The 19,688-nt window shown below is 61.1% G+C and carries 14 protein-coding genes; 13 read left to right on the forward strand and 1 reads right to left on the reverse strand.

The window, feature by feature from the left end; all coding sequences use genetic code 11:
- Nucleotides 1–53 precede the first annotated feature (53 nt).
- The 11 genes from alg8 to J1G18_RS21860 all read left to right on the forward strand — a co-directional run bounded on the left by alg8 (nt 54) and on the right by J1G18_RS21860 (nt 15,340).
- The gene (alg8, locus tag J1G18_RS21810; protein ID WP_167797061.1) at nt 54–1,535 is read left to right on the forward strand and encodes a mannuronan synthase; all 1,482 of its coding nucleotides are present in this window, start codon (nt 54–56) and stop codon (nt 1,533–1,535) included.
- Between the two features lie 35 nt (nt 1,536–1,570).
- The gene (locus J1G18_RS21815) at nt 1,571–2,740 is read left to right on the forward strand and encodes an alginate biosynthesis protein Alg44 (RefSeq protein WP_098967301.1); all 1,170 of its coding nucleotides are present in this window, start codon (nt 1,571–1,573) and stop codon (nt 2,738–2,740) included.
- Between the two features lie 15 nt (nt 2,741–2,755).
- Nucleotides 2,756–4,261, forward strand: a complete 1,506-nt coding sequence (algK, locus tag J1G18_RS21820) for an alginate biosynthesis TPR repeat lipoprotein AlgK (protein ID WP_223008435.1) — start codon at nt 2,756–2,758, stop codon at nt 4,259–4,261.
- Entirely contained in the window at nt 4,258–5,739 is a 1,482-nt protein-coding gene (locus J1G18_RS21825; RefSeq protein ID WP_027610925.1) for an alginate export family protein, read from the forward strand. Before algK ends, J1G18_RS21825 begins: the two co-directional genes overlap by 4 nt.
- Before the next feature lie 26 nt (nt 5,740–5,765).
- Nucleotides 5,766–7,337, forward strand: coding sequence for a mannuronan 5-epimerase AlgG (algG, locus tag J1G18_RS21830; protein WP_223008436.1), 1,572 nt, complete (start codon nt 5,766–5,768; stop codon nt 7,335–7,337).
- A gap of 10 nt (nt 7,338–7,347) precedes the next feature.
- Entirely contained in the window at nt 7,348–8,808 is a 1,461-nt protein-coding gene (locus J1G18_RS21835) for an alginate O-acetyltransferase (RefSeq protein WP_223008437.1), read from the forward strand.
- Between the two features lie 8 nt (nt 8,809–8,816).
- The gene (locus tag J1G18_RS21840) at nt 8,817–9,929 is read left to right on the forward strand and encodes a mannuronate-specific alginate lyase (protein ID WP_223008438.1); all 1,113 of its coding nucleotides are present in this window, start codon (nt 8,817–8,819) and stop codon (nt 9,927–9,929) included.
- 322 nt (nt 9,930–10,251) lie between these two features.
- On the forward strand, nt 10,252–11,817 hold the full coding sequence (locus tag J1G18_RS21845) for an MBOAT family O-acyltransferase (RefSeq protein ID WP_007969546.1): 1,566 nt from the start codon (nt 10,252–10,254) through the stop codon (nt 11,815–11,817).
- A 10-nt stretch (nt 11,818–11,827) separates the two neighbouring features.
- On the forward strand, nt 11,828–13,000 hold the full coding sequence (locus J1G18_RS21850; RefSeq protein WP_210558932.1) for an alginate O-acetyltransferase: 1,173 nt from the start codon (nt 11,828–11,830) through the stop codon (nt 12,998–13,000).
- 15 nt (nt 13,001–13,015) lie between these two features.
- Nucleotides 13,016–13,672, forward strand: a complete 657-nt coding sequence (locus tag J1G18_RS21855; protein ID WP_007969549.1) for an alginate O-acetyltransferase AlgF — start codon at nt 13,016–13,018, stop codon at nt 13,670–13,672.
- 216 nt (nt 13,673–13,888) lie between these two features.
- Nucleotides 13,889–15,340: a mannose-1-phosphate guanylyltransferase/mannose-6-phosphate isomerase gene (locus J1G18_RS21860; protein WP_223008439.1), complete on the forward strand. Its 1,452-nt coding sequence runs from the start codon at nt 13,889–13,891 to the stop codon at nt 15,338–15,340.
- Between the two features lie 74 nt (nt 15,341–15,414).
- On the opposite strand, the gene J1G18_RS21865 is transcribed toward J1G18_RS21860, so the two are convergent.
- On the reverse strand, nt 15,415–18,267 hold the full coding sequence (locus tag J1G18_RS21865) for an RHS repeat domain-containing protein (RefSeq protein WP_223008440.1): 2,853 nt from the start codon (nt 18,265–18,267) through the stop codon (nt 15,415–15,417).
- A 178-nt stretch (nt 18,268–18,445) separates the two neighbouring features.
- Between J1G18_RS21865 and J1G18_RS21870 the strand changes: the two genes are divergently transcribed.
- A complete protein-coding gene (locus J1G18_RS21870) occupies nt 18,446–18,910 on the forward strand; it encodes a multidrug transporter (protein WP_223008441.1) in 465 nt (154 codons plus the stop codon).
- Nucleotides 18,911–18,946: 36 nt separating this feature from the next.
- Nucleotides 18,947–19,688, forward strand: a 742-nt coding sequence (locus J1G18_RS21875; protein WP_223008442.1) for an SDR family oxidoreductase, incomplete at its 3' end; no start/stop codon positions are given.

Here is a 19,688-nt window from a genome sequence, read left to right on the forward strand (position 1 = left end):
AAGCAAAGCGTTTCGCTTGCAGCTCGAAGCCTCTCTTACCTCGGATGACGTCGATGACCAAGCTCAAACATTTCTTTCTGCAATCCGCCGGCTGGCTTTTGTTTCTAAGCCTGTTGTTGGGCCTGGCCTTGATGCTGCCCACGTCCACGTTCGACTCCGAGTCGAAGGACTTTATTTTCCTGATTGGCGCCGTGGGTATCTGGCGCTACTCGATGGGTGCAACGCACTTTGTGCGCGGCATGATTTTTCTCTACATCGTTTACCCGCACCTGCGCCGCAAAGTGCGCAAGCTGGGTAAGGCGGCGGACCCGTCGCATGTGTTTCTGATGGTCACCAGTTTCCGTATCGACGCGCTGACCACCGCGCAGGTCTACAGCTCGGTGATCCGCGAAGCCATCGACTGCGACCTGCCGACCACCGTGGTCTGCTCGATCGTCGAAATGTCCGATGAGCTGCTGGTCAAAGCGCTGTGGGCGCGGATGAATCCGCCAGACCGCGTGAAGCTCGACTTCGTGCGCATTCCCGGCACCGGCAAGCGCGATGGCCTGGCTTATGGTTTCCGCGCGATCTCCCGTCACCTGCCGGACGACCGCGCCGTGGTGGCCGTGATCGACGGCGACACCGTGCTTGGCGAAGGCACCGTACGCAAGACCGTGCCGTGGTTCCAGCTGTTCGGCAATGTCGGCGGCCTGACCACCAACGAGTTCTGCGAAGTGCGCGGCGGCTACATCATGAGCGAATGGCACAAGCTGCGTTTCGCCCAGCGTCACATCAACATGTGCTCGATGGCCCTGTCCAAGCGCGTGCTGACCATGACCGGGCGCATGTCGGTGTTCCGTGCCACCGTGGTCACCGACCCGGAATTCATCGCCGACGTCGAAAGCGACTCCCTGCAACACTGGCGCCTGGGCCGTTTCAAGTTCCTCACCGGCGACGACAAGTCGAGCTGGTTCAGCCTGATGCGCCTGGGTTACGACACCTTTTACGTGCCGGACGCCGCGATCAACACCGTTGAGCATCCGCCGGAAAAGAGCTTCATCAAGGCCAGCCGCAAACTGATGTTCCGCTGGTACGGCAACAACCTGCGCCAGAACTCGCGAGCGCTGGGCCTGGGTGTGAAACGCCTCGGCGCCTTCACCTCGGTGGTGCTGTTCGATCAGCGCGTATCGATGTGGACGTCGTTGCTGGGCCTGACCGTGGCGATCATCGCCAGCTTCAAGTACGGCGGCGCGTTCATCCTCGCCTACCTGCTGTGGATCGGTATCACCCGCCTGATTCTGACCCTGCTGCTGTCGTGCTCCGGTCACCGGATCGGCCCGGCCTATCCCGTGATTCTGTATTACAACCAGATCGTCGGTGCGCTGGTGAAGATCTACGTGTTCTTCCGCCTCGACCAGCAATCCTGGACGCGCCAACCCACTTCCCTGACCCGTGATCTCGCCAGCTTTCAACGTTGGTTCAACACCTGGTCGTCTCGGACCATGACCTTCTCCGCCGGCAGCATTTTCGTCGCCGTGCTGCTGATGATGGTCTGACCTGCCCCTATTGAATTAACAAGGAAATCGCCCCCATGAATACCGCCGTCAACGCCAACGTAGTGCATGAATCCGAAGCCCAGCGTCAGCACGCCCGAGTGAAAATCCCGGCCAAACTGCGTTTCTTCGGCCCCGACCGGACGCCGGTCGAAGCGCGGGTCCTCGACCTGTCCGCCGGTGGTCTGGCGTTCAACGCCGGGCAACTGCCGCTGACCCTCGGCGAGGTGTACAAGGCACGCCTGCAATTCGTCATCGACAACCTCGGTCTGGCCATGGACGTCGAACTTCAAGTGCGCTCCTACGATCGCCAGAGCGGCCGCGCCGGTTGCCAGTTCCAGAACCTGGAACCGCAGGATATTTCCACGCTGCGCCACCTGATCACTTCGCACCTGGCCGGCGACATCGTCAGCATGGGTGAAGTGCTGGCGACCCTGCAGCGCGACAACTTCACCAAGGCGCGCAAGGTCAAGGACGGCGGCAGCGGCATGACCCCGTTCGGGCGTCTGAAAGCCGTGACTTTCAGCGCCGGCATTTTCGCCATCGGTCTGGTCGCGTTCGGTTTCGTCTTCAAGTCGGTGTACGGCATGTACTTCGTCAGCCACGCGCAAGCAGGTCTGGTCAGCGTACCGGGGATGAACATCACCATGCCGCGTGACGGCACCGTGCAGAGCCTGGTCAAGTCTGACGGCGTGGCCGCCAAAGGCGCCCCGCTGGCGACCTTCAGCACCAGCATGCTCGACGTGCTCAAGGGCCATCTGGACGAAGACCAGTTGCAACCGGCCAAGGTTGAAGAACTGTTCGGCAAGCAAATGACCGGCACCCTGACCTCGCCGTGCGATTGCACCGTGGCCCAGCAACTGGTGGCTGACGGTCAGTACGCGAGCAAGGGCGACGTGATCTTCACTCTGGTACCGCGCAATACACAGGCCACCGTCGATGCACGCTTCTCCTATCGCCAGTTCGGCGACGTGCGTCCGGGGACGCCAGTGAGCTTCCAGATCGCCGGCGAAGACCAGACCCGCACCGGCAAGATCGTCAGCAGCACCAGCCTGAAAAGCGCCGACCTGTCCTCCGACATCCGCGTGCAGATCCAGCCGGACGAACCGCTGGACAGCAGCTTCGCCGGCCGCCCGGTGGAAGTAAACAGCGATCGTGGTCCGAACCTGAACTGGCTGATCGACAAAGCCATGGCTGCCGGTCTTTAAGTCGAGGACATGCCTGTGACGATTCCTACTCTTTTGAACACGCCGCAGCCCTTGTGGGAGCGGGCTTGCTCGCGAATGCGGTTCAACATTCAAAATCAGTTTGGGCTGACACACCGCCTTCGCGAGCAAGCCCGCTCCCACATGGGTCCGCTGTGTGCAGTCGCACTGGCGGTAAGTCTGGCCGGTTGCGCCGGCCTGCCCGACCAACGCCTGGCCAACGAAGCGTTCAAGCGTGGCGACACCGCCACCGCCGCGCAGAACTACCGCGCACTGGCAGACCTGGGCTACAGCGAGGCGCAAGTCGGTCTCGCCGATATCCAGGTCGACAGCCGCGACCCCGAGCAGATCAAACAGGCCGAGGCGACTTACCGTGCCGCCGCCGACGTGTCGCCACGGGCTCAGGCCCGTCTCGGTCGCCTGCTGGTGGCCAAGCCGGGTTCCACCGAAGCCGAGCACCACGAAGCCGAAAGCCTGTTGAAAAAAGCCGCCGCCAATGGCGAAGGCAACACGTTGATCCCGCTGGCGATGCTGTACCTGCAATACCCGCACAGCTTCCCGAACATCAACGCTCAGCAGCAGATCGATCAGTGGCGCAAATCCGGTTACCCGGAAGCCGGTCTGGCGCAGGTGCTGCTGTATCGCACCCAAGGCACTTACGACCAGCATCTGGATGACGTGGAAAAGATCTGCAAGGCCGCGCTCAACACCACCGACATCTGCTACGTCGAACTGGCCACGGTCTATCAGAAACGGGCCCAGCCGGAGCAACAGGCCGAGCTGATCAAGCAGATGCAGGCCGGTTACAGCCGTGGCACGGTCAGCGCGCAGCGCGTCGATTCGGTGGCACGCGTGCTGGCCGATTCGACCCTCGGCAAGACCGACGAAAAGACCGCGCAGTCGCTGCTCGAACCGATCGCACCGGGCTACCCGGCATCGTGGGTGACCCTCGCGCAGCTGCTCTACGACTTCCCGGAACTGGGCGACGTCGATCAGATGATGAAATACCTGGACAACGGCCGCGCCGCCGACCAGCCGCGCGCCGAACTGTTGCTGGGCAAGCTCTACTACGAAGGCAAACTGGTGCCGGCCGACGCCAAAGTCGCTGAAGAACACTTCCAGAAAGCCGTCGGCCGCGAAGTCGCCGCCGACTACTACCTCGGCCAGATCTATCGCCGTGGTTACCTGGGCAAGGTCTACCCGCAGAAGGCCCTCGACCACCTGCTGACCGCTGCGCGCAATGGCCAGAACAGCGCCGACTTCGCAATCGCCCAACTGTTTTCCCAAGGCAAGGGCACCAAGCCCGACCCGCTCAACGCCTACGTATTCAGCCAATTGGCCAAGGCGCAGAACACCCCGCAAGCCGATGAACTGGCGACCACCCTGGCAGCACAATTGCCGCCCGAGCGTCTGGCCGAAGCCCAGCGCCTGCTGCAACAGGAACAGGCCAGCCGTGGCGCCCTGAACCAGAACACGCTGCAACTGCACGCCCTGCAAGAAGAAGACGGCGAGGAATCCCTATGAAGTTGAATCCCTTTGTGAAGGCCGGCATTGGCCTCACGTTCGCGCTGATCTGGTCTTGCCCGACACTGGCCGCGATCACTGAAACCAAGAACTTCGGTCTGGAAGTAAAAATCACCGGCCAGTCCGAAGACGACCGCGACCTCGGCACCGCCAGCGGTGGCGACGTCAACGGTGTGGGCCTCGACCTGCGTCCTTGGATCTACGGCGAAAGCGGCGCGTGGAGTGCCTACGCCATGGGTCAGGCCGTGACCTCGACCGACATCATCGAGACCGACACCTTGCAGCAGTCGGACGGTGAGCAAACCACCGACAACAGCGACCGCAAAACCAAGAAAAACTACTTGGCGATGCGCGAGTTCTGGGTCGGCTACAGCGGCCTGACGCCGTACCCCGGCGAGATGCTCAAGCTCGGTCGCCAGCGCCTGCGCAATGACGACGGGCAATGGCGCGACACCAACATCGAAGCGCTGAACTGGACCTTCGACACCACCCTGTTGCGCGCCAACGTCGGTGTCGCCGAACGCTTCAGCGAATACCGCACCGACCTCAAAGAGCTGGCGCCAAAAGACAAGGATCGCCTGCACGCCTACGCCGATGCCGCCTATCAGTGGACCCCGGGTAACTGGGTCGGCATTCGCGGTCATCACACCCACGACAACGGCAAGCTCGATTACGCCGAACCGGGCGTGCCCCGCGACACCCTCGACAAAACCCAGAACGGCGACATCAGCTGGCTCGGTCTGACCGCCGACAGCGACGCCTACAACTGGCGCAACACCAACACCGTCAACTACTGGGGCAGCATCACTGGCATGAGCGGCGACCTCGATTCGGTCAACCCGCTGAACGCCGATGGCAGCCGTCCGGCCCAAGCCAAGCGCAGTGATGACATCAACGGCTGGGCCACCGACCTGGGCGTGCGCCTGCGCCTCGATCCGCAGTGGCAGGTCGGTGCGGCCTACGCTCGCGCCAGCGCCGATTACCAGCAGAACGGTCTGGAAAGCAACCGCTCCAACTACACCGGTACCCGCTCGCGCGTGCACCGTTTCGGCGAAGCGTTCCGTGGCGAAATGAACAACATGCAGACTGCCACCCTGTTCGGTTCGTGGATGCTCAACGACCAGTACGACGCCAGCCTGATCTACCACAAGTTCTGGCGCGTGGACGGCAACAAACCGGTGGGCAGCAACGGCATCAACGCCGTGGAAAACAACACCGACGACGTCACTGGCGCGATCCTCTCCAGCACCTCGCTGCCGCTGCAGGATGGCAACAAGGACCTGGGCCAGGAAATGGATCTGGTGGTGACCAAGTACTTCAAGCAAGGCTTGCTGCCGGCGGCGTTGAGCCAGTCGATCGACGAGCCGTCGGCGCTGGTGCGCTTCCGCGGCGGTGTGTTCAAGCCCGGTGATGCCTATGGCAGCCAGGTCGATTCGTACATGCACCGCGCGTTCATCGACGTGATCTGGCGCTTCTGATGCAAACCGCCAAGGGAGTGCCCGACATGCACCACGCAAGGAAAGGCTCGCTCAGCCTGTTGGCCGGCGCCATGCTGCTGGCCTCCGCTGGCGCGTTCGCCACGGTGGAACCGGCCAAGCCGGTGACCACCGCCAAAGAGCTGCAACAAGCCAAGACCTACACCGTCAGCAGCGCGCCGACCGAGGCGCTGGAACTGGCCAAGCCGAAACTGCCCGACCTGTCCGGCTTCACCGCCGAGGCCGCTGCCGCGAAAATCAATCGCAGCAAACCGGGCAAGATCAGCGTGCGCCGGATGATGCAGGAAGACGCCCTGAAGGACTTCATCGGCGGCGACAACAAGATGGCCGAATGGGTGGTGCGTCAGCACGGCATCCCGCAGGCGATCTTCGTCGACGACGGTTACCTGAACCTCAAGGATCTGGCGCAGAAGCTGCCCAAGCAGTACTTCAGCGAAACCGCGCCGGGCGTGTACCTGGCGAAGTTGCCGATCGTGGTCGGCCGTAAAGGCATCCTCGAAATCGACGGCCAGACCCAGGAATTGCGTCTGTCGCAAGAGGCCGGTTCGTTCCTGGTCAACGACGGTCAGTTGTTCGTGCGTGACACCAAAGTCACCGGCTGGCGCGAGAAGGAAAACGGCCCGGCAACCTTCCGTTCGCCGAAGGAATTCCGGCCGTTTCTGCTGGCCTGGGGCGGCACCGAGACCTACATCGTCAACAGCAAGATGGCCAGTTTCGGCTACGCCAACAGTAAGTCGTACGGGGTGAGTATTTCCCAGTACACGCCGAACATGGCCAAGGTGCTCAAGCGCCCTGAACCGACCGGCTGGATCGTCGGCTCCGAGTTCTCTGACATGTGGTACGGCTTCTACTGCTACGAGACCCGCGACTTCGTGGTCAAGGGCAACACCTACAAGGACAACATCGTCTACGGCATCGACCCGCACGACCGTTCCCACGGTCTGATCATTGCCGAGAACACCGTCCACGGTACGAAGAAGAAGCACGGCATCATCATTTCCCGAGAAGTGAACGACAGCTTCATCTTCAACAACAAGAGCTACGACAACCACCTCTCGGGCCTGGTGATCGACCGTAACAGCGTCAACAACATCATTGCCTACAACGAGATCTACAAGAACCACACTGACGGCATCACCCTCTACGAGTCCGCCGACAACCTGCTGTGGGGCAACAAGGTCATCAGCAACAAGCGCCACGGCATCCGCATTCGTAACAGCGTGAACATCCGCCTCTACGAAAACGTCGCCATGGCCAACGGTCTGACCGGCGTCTACGGCCACATCAAGGACCTGACCGACACCGACCGTGACATCAAGCTCGACCCGTTCGATGCGCAAGTCTCGCTGATCGTGGTCGGCGGTGAACTGGCGGCCAACGGCAGCGGGCCGATGGCCATCGACTCGCCGTTGAGCGTCGAGCTATATCGCGTATCGATGCTGGCGCCGACCAAATCCAGCGGCATCAGCTTCAACGGCATCCTTGGCGAGCGCCAGGATGAAATTCTCGACCTGCTGGTGCGCCAGCAGAAAGCCGTACTGATCGACCCTGTCGAACGCCAGACCGAAATGCGGGACTGAGGATAATTTTATGCACCCACACTTGATCAAATTACTCAGCCTGTCGGCCCTGACCGTGGGCATTATGGCGGCCAGCAATGCTGCCCGCGCCGATGACGCGGCGGGCGCCACCCCGCCAAAATTCAGCGCCGAACCATGCTGCAACCTGTGCCCGGCCGCGCACGACGCGAAGAACTACACCACGCGTTATCAGCAAAACTTCACCACCCTGGTGCAGGCGCAGGGCGACTGGCTGTTCCGTACCCAGGAAGATTTGCGCACCGAGTTCAACACCACCCCGGCCGGCTACAAACGCCTGCAACAGCTGCACGATGCGTTCAAGGCCAAAGGCGTCGAACTGGTGATCGTCTATCAGCCGACCCGTGGCCTGGTGAACCGCAACAAGCTCAACCCGCAGGAAAAAGCCGCGTTCGATTACGAGAAAGCGCTGGGCAACTACAAGACCATGCTCGGCCGTTTCGCGCAGATGGGTTACGTGGTGCCGGACCTGTCGCCGCTGACCAACGAATCGCTGCCGGACACCCTGCCCGCCCACGATTTCTACTTCCGCGGCGACCAGCACTGGACGCCATACGGCGCTCAGCGCACAGCGAAAATCGTCGCCGAGAAGGTCAAGCAGATCCCGGCCTTCGCCGACATTCCCAAGCGTGAATTCGAAACCAAACGCACCGGACGCATGGGCAAGACCGGCACCCTGCACAACATGGCCGGGCAACTGTGCGGCACCAGTTACGCGATCCAGTACATGGACCAGTTCACCACCGAGCCGAAAGGCGAGGCCGGTGACGGCGACCTGTTCGGTGACTCCGGCAACCCGCAGATCACCCTCGTGGGCACCTCGCACAGCGGCAAGAACTACAACTTCGCCGGCTTCCTCGAAGAGGCCATTGGCGCTGACATTCTCAACGTCGCCTTCCCCGGCGGTGGTCTGGAAGGTTCGATGCTGCAGTACCTCGGTAGCGACGAATTCCAGAAGACCCCGCCGAAGATTCTGATCTGGGAATTCTCGCCGCTGTACCGCCTCGACCAGGAGACCATCTACCGCCAGATGATGTCGCTGCTCGATAACGGCTGCGAAGGCAAAGACACGCAAATGTCCGCCAGCACCACGCTCAAGCCTGGCGGCAAACAGGAACTGCTGGTCAACAGCAAGAACCTGAATCTGCAGAACAGCAGCCATCAGGTCGACATCCGCTTCGCCGACACCTCGGTGAAAACCCTGCAAGCCACCCTCTGGTACATGAACGGTCGCCACGAGGACATCAAGATCGAGAAACCGGAAACCTCCGACACCGACGGTCGTTTCGCCTTTGAGCTGCGCACGGACGAAGACTGGGCCTCGCAAAATCTGCTGGCTGTCGAAGTCCAGGGCCCGGAAGCGGGTACCGCGCCGCAAAAAGTCGAAGCGAAAATCTGCAAACGCAACGTATTCCCGGGCGCTGGGCCACAAACCGCTCAGCTCGGGCAATGAGGTCTGCTATGCGAAATCGAACGATCAAACACTTGCTTGCGCCATCCCTGCTGACCCTGGCGATGTTCGCCGGGGCCACTCAGGCCGCCGCGCCACTGCGTCCGCCGCAGGGCTACTTTGCTCCTGTGGATAAATTCAAGAGCGGCGACAACAGCGAAGGCTGCGATGCGATGCCCGCGCCGTACACCGGGCCGCTGCAATTTCGCAGCAAGTACGAAGGCTCGGACAAGGCCCGCGCGACCCTGAACGTGCAGTCGGAAAAAGCCTTCCGCGACACCACCAAGGACATCACCACGCTGGAGCGCGGCACCGCCAAACGAGTGATGCAGTTCATGCGCGACGGTCGTCCGGAGCAGCTCGACTGCACGCTGAACTGGCTGACCGCGTGGGCCAAGGCCGATGCGTTGATGTCGAAAGACTTCAACCACACCGGCAAATCGATGCGCAAATGGGCGCTGGGCAGCATGGCCTCTTCGTACATTCGCCTGAAGTTCTCCGACTCGCATCCGTTGGCCACGCGTCAGCAAGAAGCGCAGCAGATCGAGGCGTGGTTCAGCAAGATGGCCGATCAGGTGGTCAGCGACTGGGACAACCTGCCGCTGGAAAAAACCAACAACCACTCGTACTGGGCCGCGTGGTCGGTGATGGCGACCTCGATCGCCACCAACCGTCGCGACCTGTTTGATTGGGCGGTGAAGGAATACAAGGTCGGGGTCAATCAAATCGACGCCGACGGCTTCCTGCCCAACGAACTCAAGCGCCAGCAACGCGCCCTCGCCTATCACAACTACGCCCTGCCGCCACTGGCGATGATCGCCAGTTTCGCCCAGGTCAACGGTGTCGATCTGCGTCAGGAAAACAACAGCGCGCTCAAGCGTCTGGGTGACCGGGTGCTGGCCGGGGTAAAAGACCCGGATCAGTTCGAGAAGAAGAACGGCAAAGAGCAGGACATGACCGACCTGAAAGAGGACATGAAATTCGCCTGGCTCGAACCGTTCTGCACCCTCTACACCTGCCCGGCGGATGTGATCGAGAAGAAGCACGGCATGCAACCGTTCAAGACCTTCCGCCTCGGCGGCGACCTGACCAAGGTCTACGACCCGTCCCACGAGAAGGGCTAAAAGCCCCTCACCCTAACCCTCTCCCGGAGGGAGAGGGGACTGACCGAGGTGTTTTTGAGAAATCCGCCGACCTGATACATCCAGTCGATCTCAGGTGTTGAAAAACAATCGAGATCAGGCTGCACAGAAATACCGAGTCGATCTCGATATTGGCAGCGCCAGAGATCAGGCTCCCTCTCCCTCCGGGAGAGGGCGGGGGGTGAGGGAAAGATTTCAAGTCCCTCCGCAACCCTGAAAGAAACACGCATCACCCCTCCAATAGCACGGGGGGTTTGGGGGGGCTTTGGCCCTTGACTGTTGGTTCAAACATGGAGAGATCGGGATGGTATTTTCATCCAACGTGTTCCTGTTTCTGTTCTTGCCGATCTTTCTCGGCTTGTACTACCTGAGCGGGCAACGCTATCGCAACCTGTTGCTGCTGATCGCCAGCTACGTGTTCTACGCGTGGTGGCGGGTGGACTTCCTGGCGCTGTTCGCCGGCGTCACCCTGTGGAACTACTGGATCGGCCTGAAAGTCGGTGCCGCCGGCGTGCGTACCAAACCGGCGCAGCGCTGGCTGCTGCTCGGCGTCGCGGTCGACCTCTGCATCCTCGGCTACTTCAAATACGCCAACTTCGGCGTGGACAGCATCAACGCGATCATGACCTCGTTCGGTCTGGAACCGTTCATCCTGACCCACGTGCTGCTGCCGATCGGTATCTCGTTCTACATCTTCGAGTCGATCAGCTACATCATCGACGTGTATCGCGGCGACACCCCGGCCACCCGCAACCTGATCGACTTCGCGGCGTTCGTGGCGATCTTCCCGCACCTGATTGCCGGCCCGGTCCTGCGTTTTCGCGACCTCGCCGACCAGTTCAACAACCGCACCCACACCCTCGACAAGTTCTCCGAAGGTTGCACGCGGTTCATGCAGGGTTTCATCAAGAAAGTCTTCATCGCTGACACCCTCGCCGTGGTCGCCGACCACTGCTTCGCCCTGCAAAACCCGACCACCGGGGATGCCTGGCTCGGCGCGCTGGCGTACACCGCGCAGCTGTATTTCGACTTCTCCGGCTACAGCGACATGGCCATTGGTCTGGGCCTGATGATGGGTTTCCGCTTCATGGAAAACTTCAAGCAGCCGTACATCAGCCAGTCGATCACCGAGTTCTGGCGCCGCTGGCACATCAGCCTGTCGACCTGGCTGCGTGACTACCTGTACATCACCCTCGGCGGTAACCGTAAAGGCACGCTGATGACCTATCGCAACCTGTTCCTGACCATGCTCCTGGGTGGTCTGTGGCACGGCGCGAACATCACTTACATCGTCTGGGGCGCCTGGCACGGCATGTGGCTGGCGATCGAAAAAATGCTCGGCATCAACACCTCGCCGCGCAGCCTGAACCCGATCCGCTGGGCGCTGACCTTCCTGCTGGTGGTGATGGGCTGGGTGATCTTCCGTGCCGAAAACCTGCACGTCGCCGGGCGCATGTACGGCGCGATGTTCAGCTTCAGCGACTGGTCGCTGTCGGAACTCAACCGCGCCAGCCTCACCGGTCTGCAAGTGGCGACCCTGGTGGTGGCGTACGCAACCCTGGCGTTCTTCGGCCTGCGTGATCTGTACACCAACCAGCCTCCGGTGAAGAGCAAACCTGAAGTCAACGTCGAAGCCAACGGCCCTGCCACCGCGACCCCGGGCATGATCAAAGCCGCGCCTGGCGAAAACCCGGCGAGCATCCACGAGCCTGGCTACACCGTCGGCGTCGAGGCGCAGGTGCAACCGGCCTACTGGACGGCGGACTGGTCACGCTACGTGATGCGCGGGCTGATCCTGCTGCTGTTCATCGCCTCGATTCTCAAACTCTCGGCGCAAAGCTTCTCGCCGTTCCTTTACTTCCAGTTCTGAGGGATCTGACATGACCCGCTCATTACGCATCTTCTACATCGCGCTGTTTCTGCTGACCCTGCTGGTGCTCGGTCTGTGGTCGGTGCGCAGCTTCTTCGGCTTCAGCACCAACGCCGATGCGACCGTGCTTAACGGTCGCTGGACCAAAGCCGTGGAAACCCACTACGACGATCAGTTTCCGATCAAGCGTCTGGGCACCAACCTCTGGGCGGCGCTGGATTTCAAACTGTTCAACGAAGGTCGTCCGGGCGTAGTGCTTGGTCGCGATCAGTGGCTGTACAGCGACGAGGAATTCAACCCGATCGTCAACGAAGAGCTGAACCTGCAAGGCAACTACGCGCTGGTCGAAGGCGTGCGCCAGACCCTGAAAGAGAAAGGCGTGAAACTGGTGATGGCGATCGTGCCGGCCAAGGTGCGCCTGTACCCGGAACACCTGGGTGAAGTGAAGCCGGCGAGCATCCACGCCAACCTCTATCAGGACTTCCACGCCCGTGTCGCGGCAGACAAGATCCTCGCCCCGGACCTGCTCGGCCCGCTGCAACAGGCCAAGCAGAACGGTCAGCAAGTGTTCTTGCGCACCGACACCCACTGGACCCCGGAAGGCGCTGAAATCGCCGCCAACACCCTGGCCAAGACTATCGCCGACAAGTTCCCGCTCAGCGGCGAGCCGCAGCGCTTTGTCACCACGCCAGCGGAAAAGGTCACGCACAAGGGCGACCTGCGTCTGTTCCTGCCGCTGGATCCGCTGTTCGAAAACCTGATGCCGGCACAAGAGCCGCTGCAGAAGCGCAACACCGTGGCCGCCGAGCAGCCTGCCGGTGACGACGCGCTGTTCGCCAGCAGCGAAGTACCGGTCGCACTGATCGGTACCAGCTACAGCGCCAACCCTAACTGGAACTTCGTCGGTGCGCTGAAACAAGCGCTGCACAGCGACGTGGTCAATTACGCCGAGGACGGCCACGGCCCGATCCTGCCGATGCTCAGCTACCTGAAAAGCGATGACTTCAAGAACAGCCCGCCACAGGTGCTGATCTGGGAGTTTCCTGAACGATATCTGCCTGTGAACAACGAAATCGGCGACGCCGACCCACAGTGGGTCGCAGAGCTCAAACAAGCCGGTGCTCGCCAACAAAACGTAGCCATCAACACTAAATCCGAGACGCCCGATCGGGCGCAAAACTGAAAGAGAGGTAACACCATGACTTTCACAACTACTCCTCGTCGTCTCGCAAAACGCTTCGCACTGGTTGCAGGCCTCAGCGTGCTTTCCGTCCAGGCTTTCGCCGGTGGCGACGCCGCGCTGTACGGCCCGACCGCACCGAAAGGCTCGACTTTCGTGCGGGTCTACAACGCCAGCAACGCCGAAGTCAGCGCCACCGTCGGCAGCACCAACCTGAGCGACGTTGCACCACTGGCCAGCAGCGACTTCAGCTTCATGCCGGGCGGTGACTACAGCGCCAAGGTCGGCAGCCAGACCCTGCCGGTCAAACTCGCCGGCGACCACTACTACACCCTGGTCAACAACGCGTCCGGCGCGCCGCAGCTGATCGAAGAGCCGCCGTTCAAGAACAAGCAGAAATCCCTGGTGCGCGTGCAGAACCTCAGCGACAAGCCGCTGACCCTGAAGACCGCCGACGGCAAGACCGACGTGGTGCCGAACGTGGCGGCCAAGGGCCGTGGCGAACGTGAAATCAACCCGGTGAAAGTCAGCCTGGCGCTGTACGAAGGCGACAAGAAAGTCGGCGACGTGAAACCGGTCGCCCTTGAGCGCGGTGAAGCAGCGGTGCTGTACGTCACCGGTTCCGGCAGCAGCCTGTCGCCAGTCTGGGTGAAACGCCCGGTGTCGACTCGCTAATCATTTTTCCTGACTGACCCCGTCCCCACTGTGGGAGGGGGCTTGCTCGCGAAAGCGGTCTGACATTCAACCGATATGTCGACTGATAAACCGCCTTCGGGAGCAAGCCCCCTCCCACCCTTGATCGGGTTGTCAGTTCGGATACGAGACAAAAACAAGAGTGAAACGACACAACGTTCGTGCCTCTAACCAATCGATTTTTATGGAGTAAACAATATGATTCCGGTGATCTTGTCAGGTGGTAGCGGTTCACGTCTTTGGCCGCTTTCGCGCAAGCAATTCCCTAAACAATTCCTCGCCCTGACCGGTGAACACACGCTGTTCCAGCAAACTCTGGAACGTCTGGTGTTCGAAGGCATGGACACGCCGATCGTGGTCTGCAACAAGGATCACCGCTTCATCGTCAACGAACAGTTGGCCAACCGTAACCTCGAATGCCAGCGCATCCTGATGGAACCGTTCGGCCGCAACACCGCGCCGGCGGTGGCGCTGACCGCGATGATGCTGGTCAACGAAGGGCGTGACGAACTGATGCTGGTGCTGCCGGCCGACCACGTACTGGAAGACCAGAAAGCCCTGCAACGCGCCCTCGCCCTGGCCACCGTTGCCGCCGAAAACGGCGAGATGGTGCTGTTCGGCGTGCCGGCAACCAAGCCGGAAACCGGTTACGGCTACATCAAGTCCACCGGCGATTCGCTGCTGCCGGAAGGCGTCAGCCGCGTCTCGCACTTCGTCGAGAAACCCGACGTCAAACGTGCCACCGAGTACGTTGAATCCGGCGGCTACTACTGGAACAGCGGCATGTTCCTGTTCCGCGCCAGCCGCTTCCTCGAAGAGCTGAAAAAGCACGATCCGGACATCTACGACACCTGCCTGCTGACCCTCGAGCGCAGCCAGCAGGACGCCGACACTGTCACACTGGACGAAGCTACCTTCGCCTGCTGCCCGGACAACTCCATCGACTACTCGGTGATGGAAAAAACCCAGCGTGCCTGCGTGGTGCCGCTGACCGCCGGCTGGAGCGATGTCGGTTGCTGGTCGTCGCTGTGGGAAGTCAACGAGAAAGACGCCAACGGCAACGTCAGCAAAGGCGATGTGGTGATCCAGGACAGCAAGAACTGCATGATCCACGGCAACGGCAAACTGGTGTCGGTGATCGGTCTGGAAAACATCGTCGTGGTCGAAACCAAGGACGCGATGATGATCGCGCACAAGGACAAGGTTCAGGGCGTCAAGCAGATGGTCAACACCCTCAACGAGCAGGGTCGCAGCGAAACCCAGAACCACTGCGAGGTCTACCGTCCGTGGGGCTCGTATGACTCGGTGGACATGGGTGGCCGCTTCCAGGTCAAGCACATCTCGGTCAAACCGGGCGCGTGCCTGTCGCTGCAGATGCACCACCACCGCGCCGAGCACTGGATCGTGGTCAGCGGCACTGCTGAAGTGACCTGCGATGACAACGTGTTCCTGCTCTGCGAAAACCAGTCGACCTACATCCCGATCGCCTCGGTGCACCGCCTGCGCAACCCGGGCAAGATCCCGCTGGAAATCATCGAAGTGCAATCGGGCAGCTATCTCGGTGAAGACGATATCGAGCGCTTCGAAGATATCTACGGCCGCTCCACCCCGATCGAACGCGGCGTGTCGGTGAAAACCATCGCGCAGTGATCACCCGGCAATGAGAAGCCCCCGTCCAGCCCGCTGCGTCCCCTATCCGCAGTGGGTTGGGCGGGGGCTTTTTTTCAACTCAACGAATGTTGTCGAGTCAGTCTTGGCCGGAAATGTCCCCCCAGCGATTGCCGCCTTCCCGCGTAGGGAGCCGGTGCGAGCAGTCCGATAAAGTCCTGGGTCCGCTGCAGGCTCTGCAGCGTACTGGACGTTTGCATCGACAAGTCGGAGACCGCTTCGAAAAGCTCCGGATCCGCGCTGCCGGTGGTTGCCAGCTCGGTAAGGATGGCCTGCGTCCTGAACTCGACCATGTCGATGCCTGCCGAAAGATGTTCGTAAGTGTTGCTTAACGCCTCAGCATTCAGTCCCTGCGCTGCATGGATGAATTCCCGCCCCGTCTGGAACAGCCCCCGAGTTTCTGGTCCCAGTTTTTCAGAGACTGCCTCGATCACTTTGCCCTCGACCTTGGCGCGCGCCATTTGGGTCAATCGTGATCGACCGTCGGCTGTGCGCGGATCATGCGCTGCCAATTGCAGTTTCACTGTGGCAAGACTCAGCTTCTTTTTCGGCTCGACGCTTTCAACCAGAGCCTTGGGATTCAATTCGCTGCCCTTGAAATGGATGGGTCGGTTCAACTGATAGGTGTCCACCACCTTGTCGATGGCTGCACCCGCCAACTTATCGCCGACCTTCGTGCCAATCTTGCCCCCAAGCGAACCGGCTACCGGTCCGAACACGGTGCCCATTGCAGTGCCAATCGTGCCCCCTGCGGCTTGAGCGCCTGCGCTGAACATGCTGCTGGCCAGTTGCGTCCCGACGCGCCTGACCAGGGCCTGAAACCGGTGTCGCGCCTGAGTGTGGTTGAGCAATGAGTTTCTGACGTCCGCTGCCGCCGAGGTCATCGTGCTCATTAATGCCTGCTGCTTTTGCACACTGTCAGCCAACTCAGATGTGGCTGTCTTCCCGCCCCCATCGGGGTCGACATGGTTCATGGGCGAGTTACCCACCATCTGATACAGGTTCGGCCCGTCGATAAAGCCTTTCGGATCAGGATTCAACCAACGCTGCAACCACGGCATGTAATAGCGATAGCCATAATAATAGAGACCTGTGGCATCGCGCTCCTTGCCCGAATAACGCAGGGTTTTGTAACTGGCCTCGGTGTCCTTGCTCCACGCCGTTTCACCGAACGGGAAGAATGTTTCTTGACTGATGAGCCGGGCATCCTCGCCCAGTTCCAGGCAGGTCGATCCGAGATGATCCGTCAGCGTGTACCGATAATGGTCATTGGAACCGGTGGGCGGAGCACTTTCCCAGTGCAGCACGTGTACACGGCTGATGTGGCCCTCGACGCAGATCACTTGCAATTGCTCACCGGTGGCCGTGTCGGTGCGTAGCTCCAGTCCAGGCAAATAGCGCACCTGGGCCGTGACGCCGCGGGCATTCGTCTGTGACGAGCGAATCTTGCGCACACGTTGGCCGGCACCGTCGTAGCAATAGTGTTCACGGTCATTGGGGCCGCTGGCACGTTCGACCGGCGTGACCGATTGCAACTGATTACGCAGATTCCACGTCAATGAACTCCCCGCGTACAGCGCTCGCAAATTGCCACGGGGATCGAACGCCGCGGCAATCTCCTCTTCCGTCGGTGGCACGCCATTACGGTAAGGCAAACAGCGATTACTTGATCGCGCAGCTTTGAGCTCGCGGCCATTGCGCGCGCCAACATGCGTCAGCAGCAGCAGATTGCCGGATTCATCGTAGTCGAAGGTCTGTCGATAATTGCTCACTGCTGCCGGATCGTCACGTCCGATGGACGCCGGACCTTGAGTAGCAGCACCTGCTTCCCAACCGGTGGCCACATGCAACTGGTAGAAGCTGTCATAGTCGAAACGACTGGCAGGATCGATACGCTGGTTGGCGAAATACCGGATCGGCAGTGCCTTGTCCTCGATGCTCAGCAAGTTGCCCATCGGGTCATAGTCGTAGATCAGATGTTGCAATACCTCGCCCCCTGCTTTCCTCGCATGGCGGGTTAGCAGAAGACCATCCTCGGGCTGATAGGTCAGCGTCGTCAGCACACCATTGCCCGCCAGTTCCTGAGTGACTTGCCCATCAACGTTGTAACGAATGTCGCTCACCAGCGTTTGCGCTTTGGTCTGGTGCCGCAATTGCAGATGGCAGGCGCGCAACTGACCGTCCAGCGTCAACTCGCGATCCTGTCGATTATCACGTGCATCGATTTGTTCGAGTACCTGCCCCAGCGGCCCGAAGCGCCAGCGGGTCGTTGCACCGTCACCGGGCTCCAGCAAGCGCTGGCGGTCATCAACGTTTTGCGGCCAATCGGGGACGCTGGGGTCGAGGGTGAAGTGCCGCGTGCTTTCAATGCATTGCCCACTGATTGCAAAGCTTTGCGAGCACACACTACCCGCCGGATCATCGTGCCGAATCAACTGGCCCAGCTGATTCCGGGAGGGATCACCCGCGCCGGGCTGACCGTAAGTGAGACGTTCGACGCACCGCCTAGGCTCGGATGCGCCTTCTTCGAACACGGCAATCGGACGCAGCAACGGGTCGTGTTGCACCTCGCGCCAGGTCTCTCGACTGTCCCAGTCGTACAGCGTCTCGGCACCCAGCCCGTTCAACGCCAGCTGCGTACCGGCATCGACGCTGTCGGAGCGCAGCGTTTGCCCGATCAACGAATAAAGGGTGCGCAGATTCGCTGGCGTCAGCGGCTCGGTCGTTTGCAGTGCCCACAGGCGCGGATCCCACTGTTCCACAACCCTTCCGGCAGCGTCGCGCGCCGTGCGATTGACGCGGGTTTGAGCTGGGCAAAGGTCGTCGGCACGCCAATAACCAACCGTCCGAACCTGCAGTCCGCGCGGGTCGCTTACTGAAAGCGTCGGTGTTTTGCCATGCTTGTTCATCAGCTTGCTCCCGGCACTAGCGTTATCCATGCTTCAGGGCATCAGAGCATCCGCGCTTTACGATTTTCAACTGTCAGAAATTACAGTACCGACTGACGGTACATTCGGAATACGCGCGAATGTCCATTGCGCCGGCCCTCCGGTAGGATGGTACTCACGAACCAAGGAGCGTTCCCTCATGTTCATCGGCATCCTGCTGATCATCACCTGGTTGATTCTGCTGCTGCGCTATCCCGCCAAGGCTGTGCCGGTCTCCGTGGCCGCGGCTGTCGGTCTGGGCCTGGTGGCCATGTGGGTGGTGTGGCTGGACAACCGCGAGCTCAAGCAACTGGCGCGCCTTGAGATGCGCATCAGCTATGCACCGGAACAATGCCCGGCAGATCGGCCGCTGCAATTGAAAATGAAAAACGGCAACGACGTGCCGCTGACTGAACTGCGCTGGCGCATCGCAGCTTACGCGCCGGGCGACACGGTCAATCTGGCCGACAACCAATACACCGCCCCGCGCTATCGCGGCCCCGGCGAACTGCAGGCCGGTGGCGACTGGGAAGACTGCCTGCCGATGCCGCCACTGCACCCCGGTTATCGCCCACAAACCCTAGAGTTTCGTGCCGAGCGCTTGCAGGGCAGTTTCTCCGACTGATCCCCCTCCTCCCATTTTTTGCCCAAGGAATGCGCCATGCCCGTTGCGTTGATTACCGGTTGCTCCAGCGGCATTGGCCGCGCCCTCGCTGACGCGTTCAAAGCCGCCGGTTACGAGGTCTGGGCCAGTGCGCGCAAGGCTGAAGACGTCGCGGCCCTCGCCGCTGCGGGGTTCAGCGCAATCGCGCTGGACGTCAATGACAGCGTGGCGCTGGAACAACTCGCTGAGCGCATCAACCAGCAACACGGCGGCCTCGACGTGCTGATCAACAACGCCGGTTATGGCGCCATGGGACCGCTGCTCGACGGCGGCGTGCCGGCCATGCAGCGCCAGTTCGAAACCAATGTGTTCTCGATTGTCGGCGTTACCCGCGCCCTGTTTCCGGTACTGCGCCGGGCCAAGGGGCTGGTGGTGAATATCGGCAGTGTCTCAGGGGTACTGGTCACGCCGTTCGCCGGCGCCTACTGCGCCTCGAAAGCCGCGGTGCATGCGCTGAGCGATGCGCTGCGCATGGAGCTGGCGCCGTTCGGTATCCGCGTGATGGAGGTCCAGCCTGGGGCGATCCAGTCGAGCTTCGCCAAGAATGCCGGGCATGAAGCGGAGCAACTGATCAACGAGCAATCACCTTGGTTTCCGTTGCGTGAGGGGATTCGCGCGCGGGCCAAGGCATCGCAGGACAAGCCGACCCCGGCCAGTGAGTTTGCGGCTGAGTTGCTCAAAGCGGTGCAGCAGAACACGCCGCCACGCTTGATCCGCATTGGTAATGGCAGCCGCGCGT

The organism is Pseudomonas sp. MIS38 (genome assembly GCF_019891575.1).
Lineage (GTDB): Bacteria > Pseudomonadota > Gammaproteobacteria > Pseudomonadales > Pseudomonadaceae > Aquipseudomonas > Aquipseudomonas putida_A.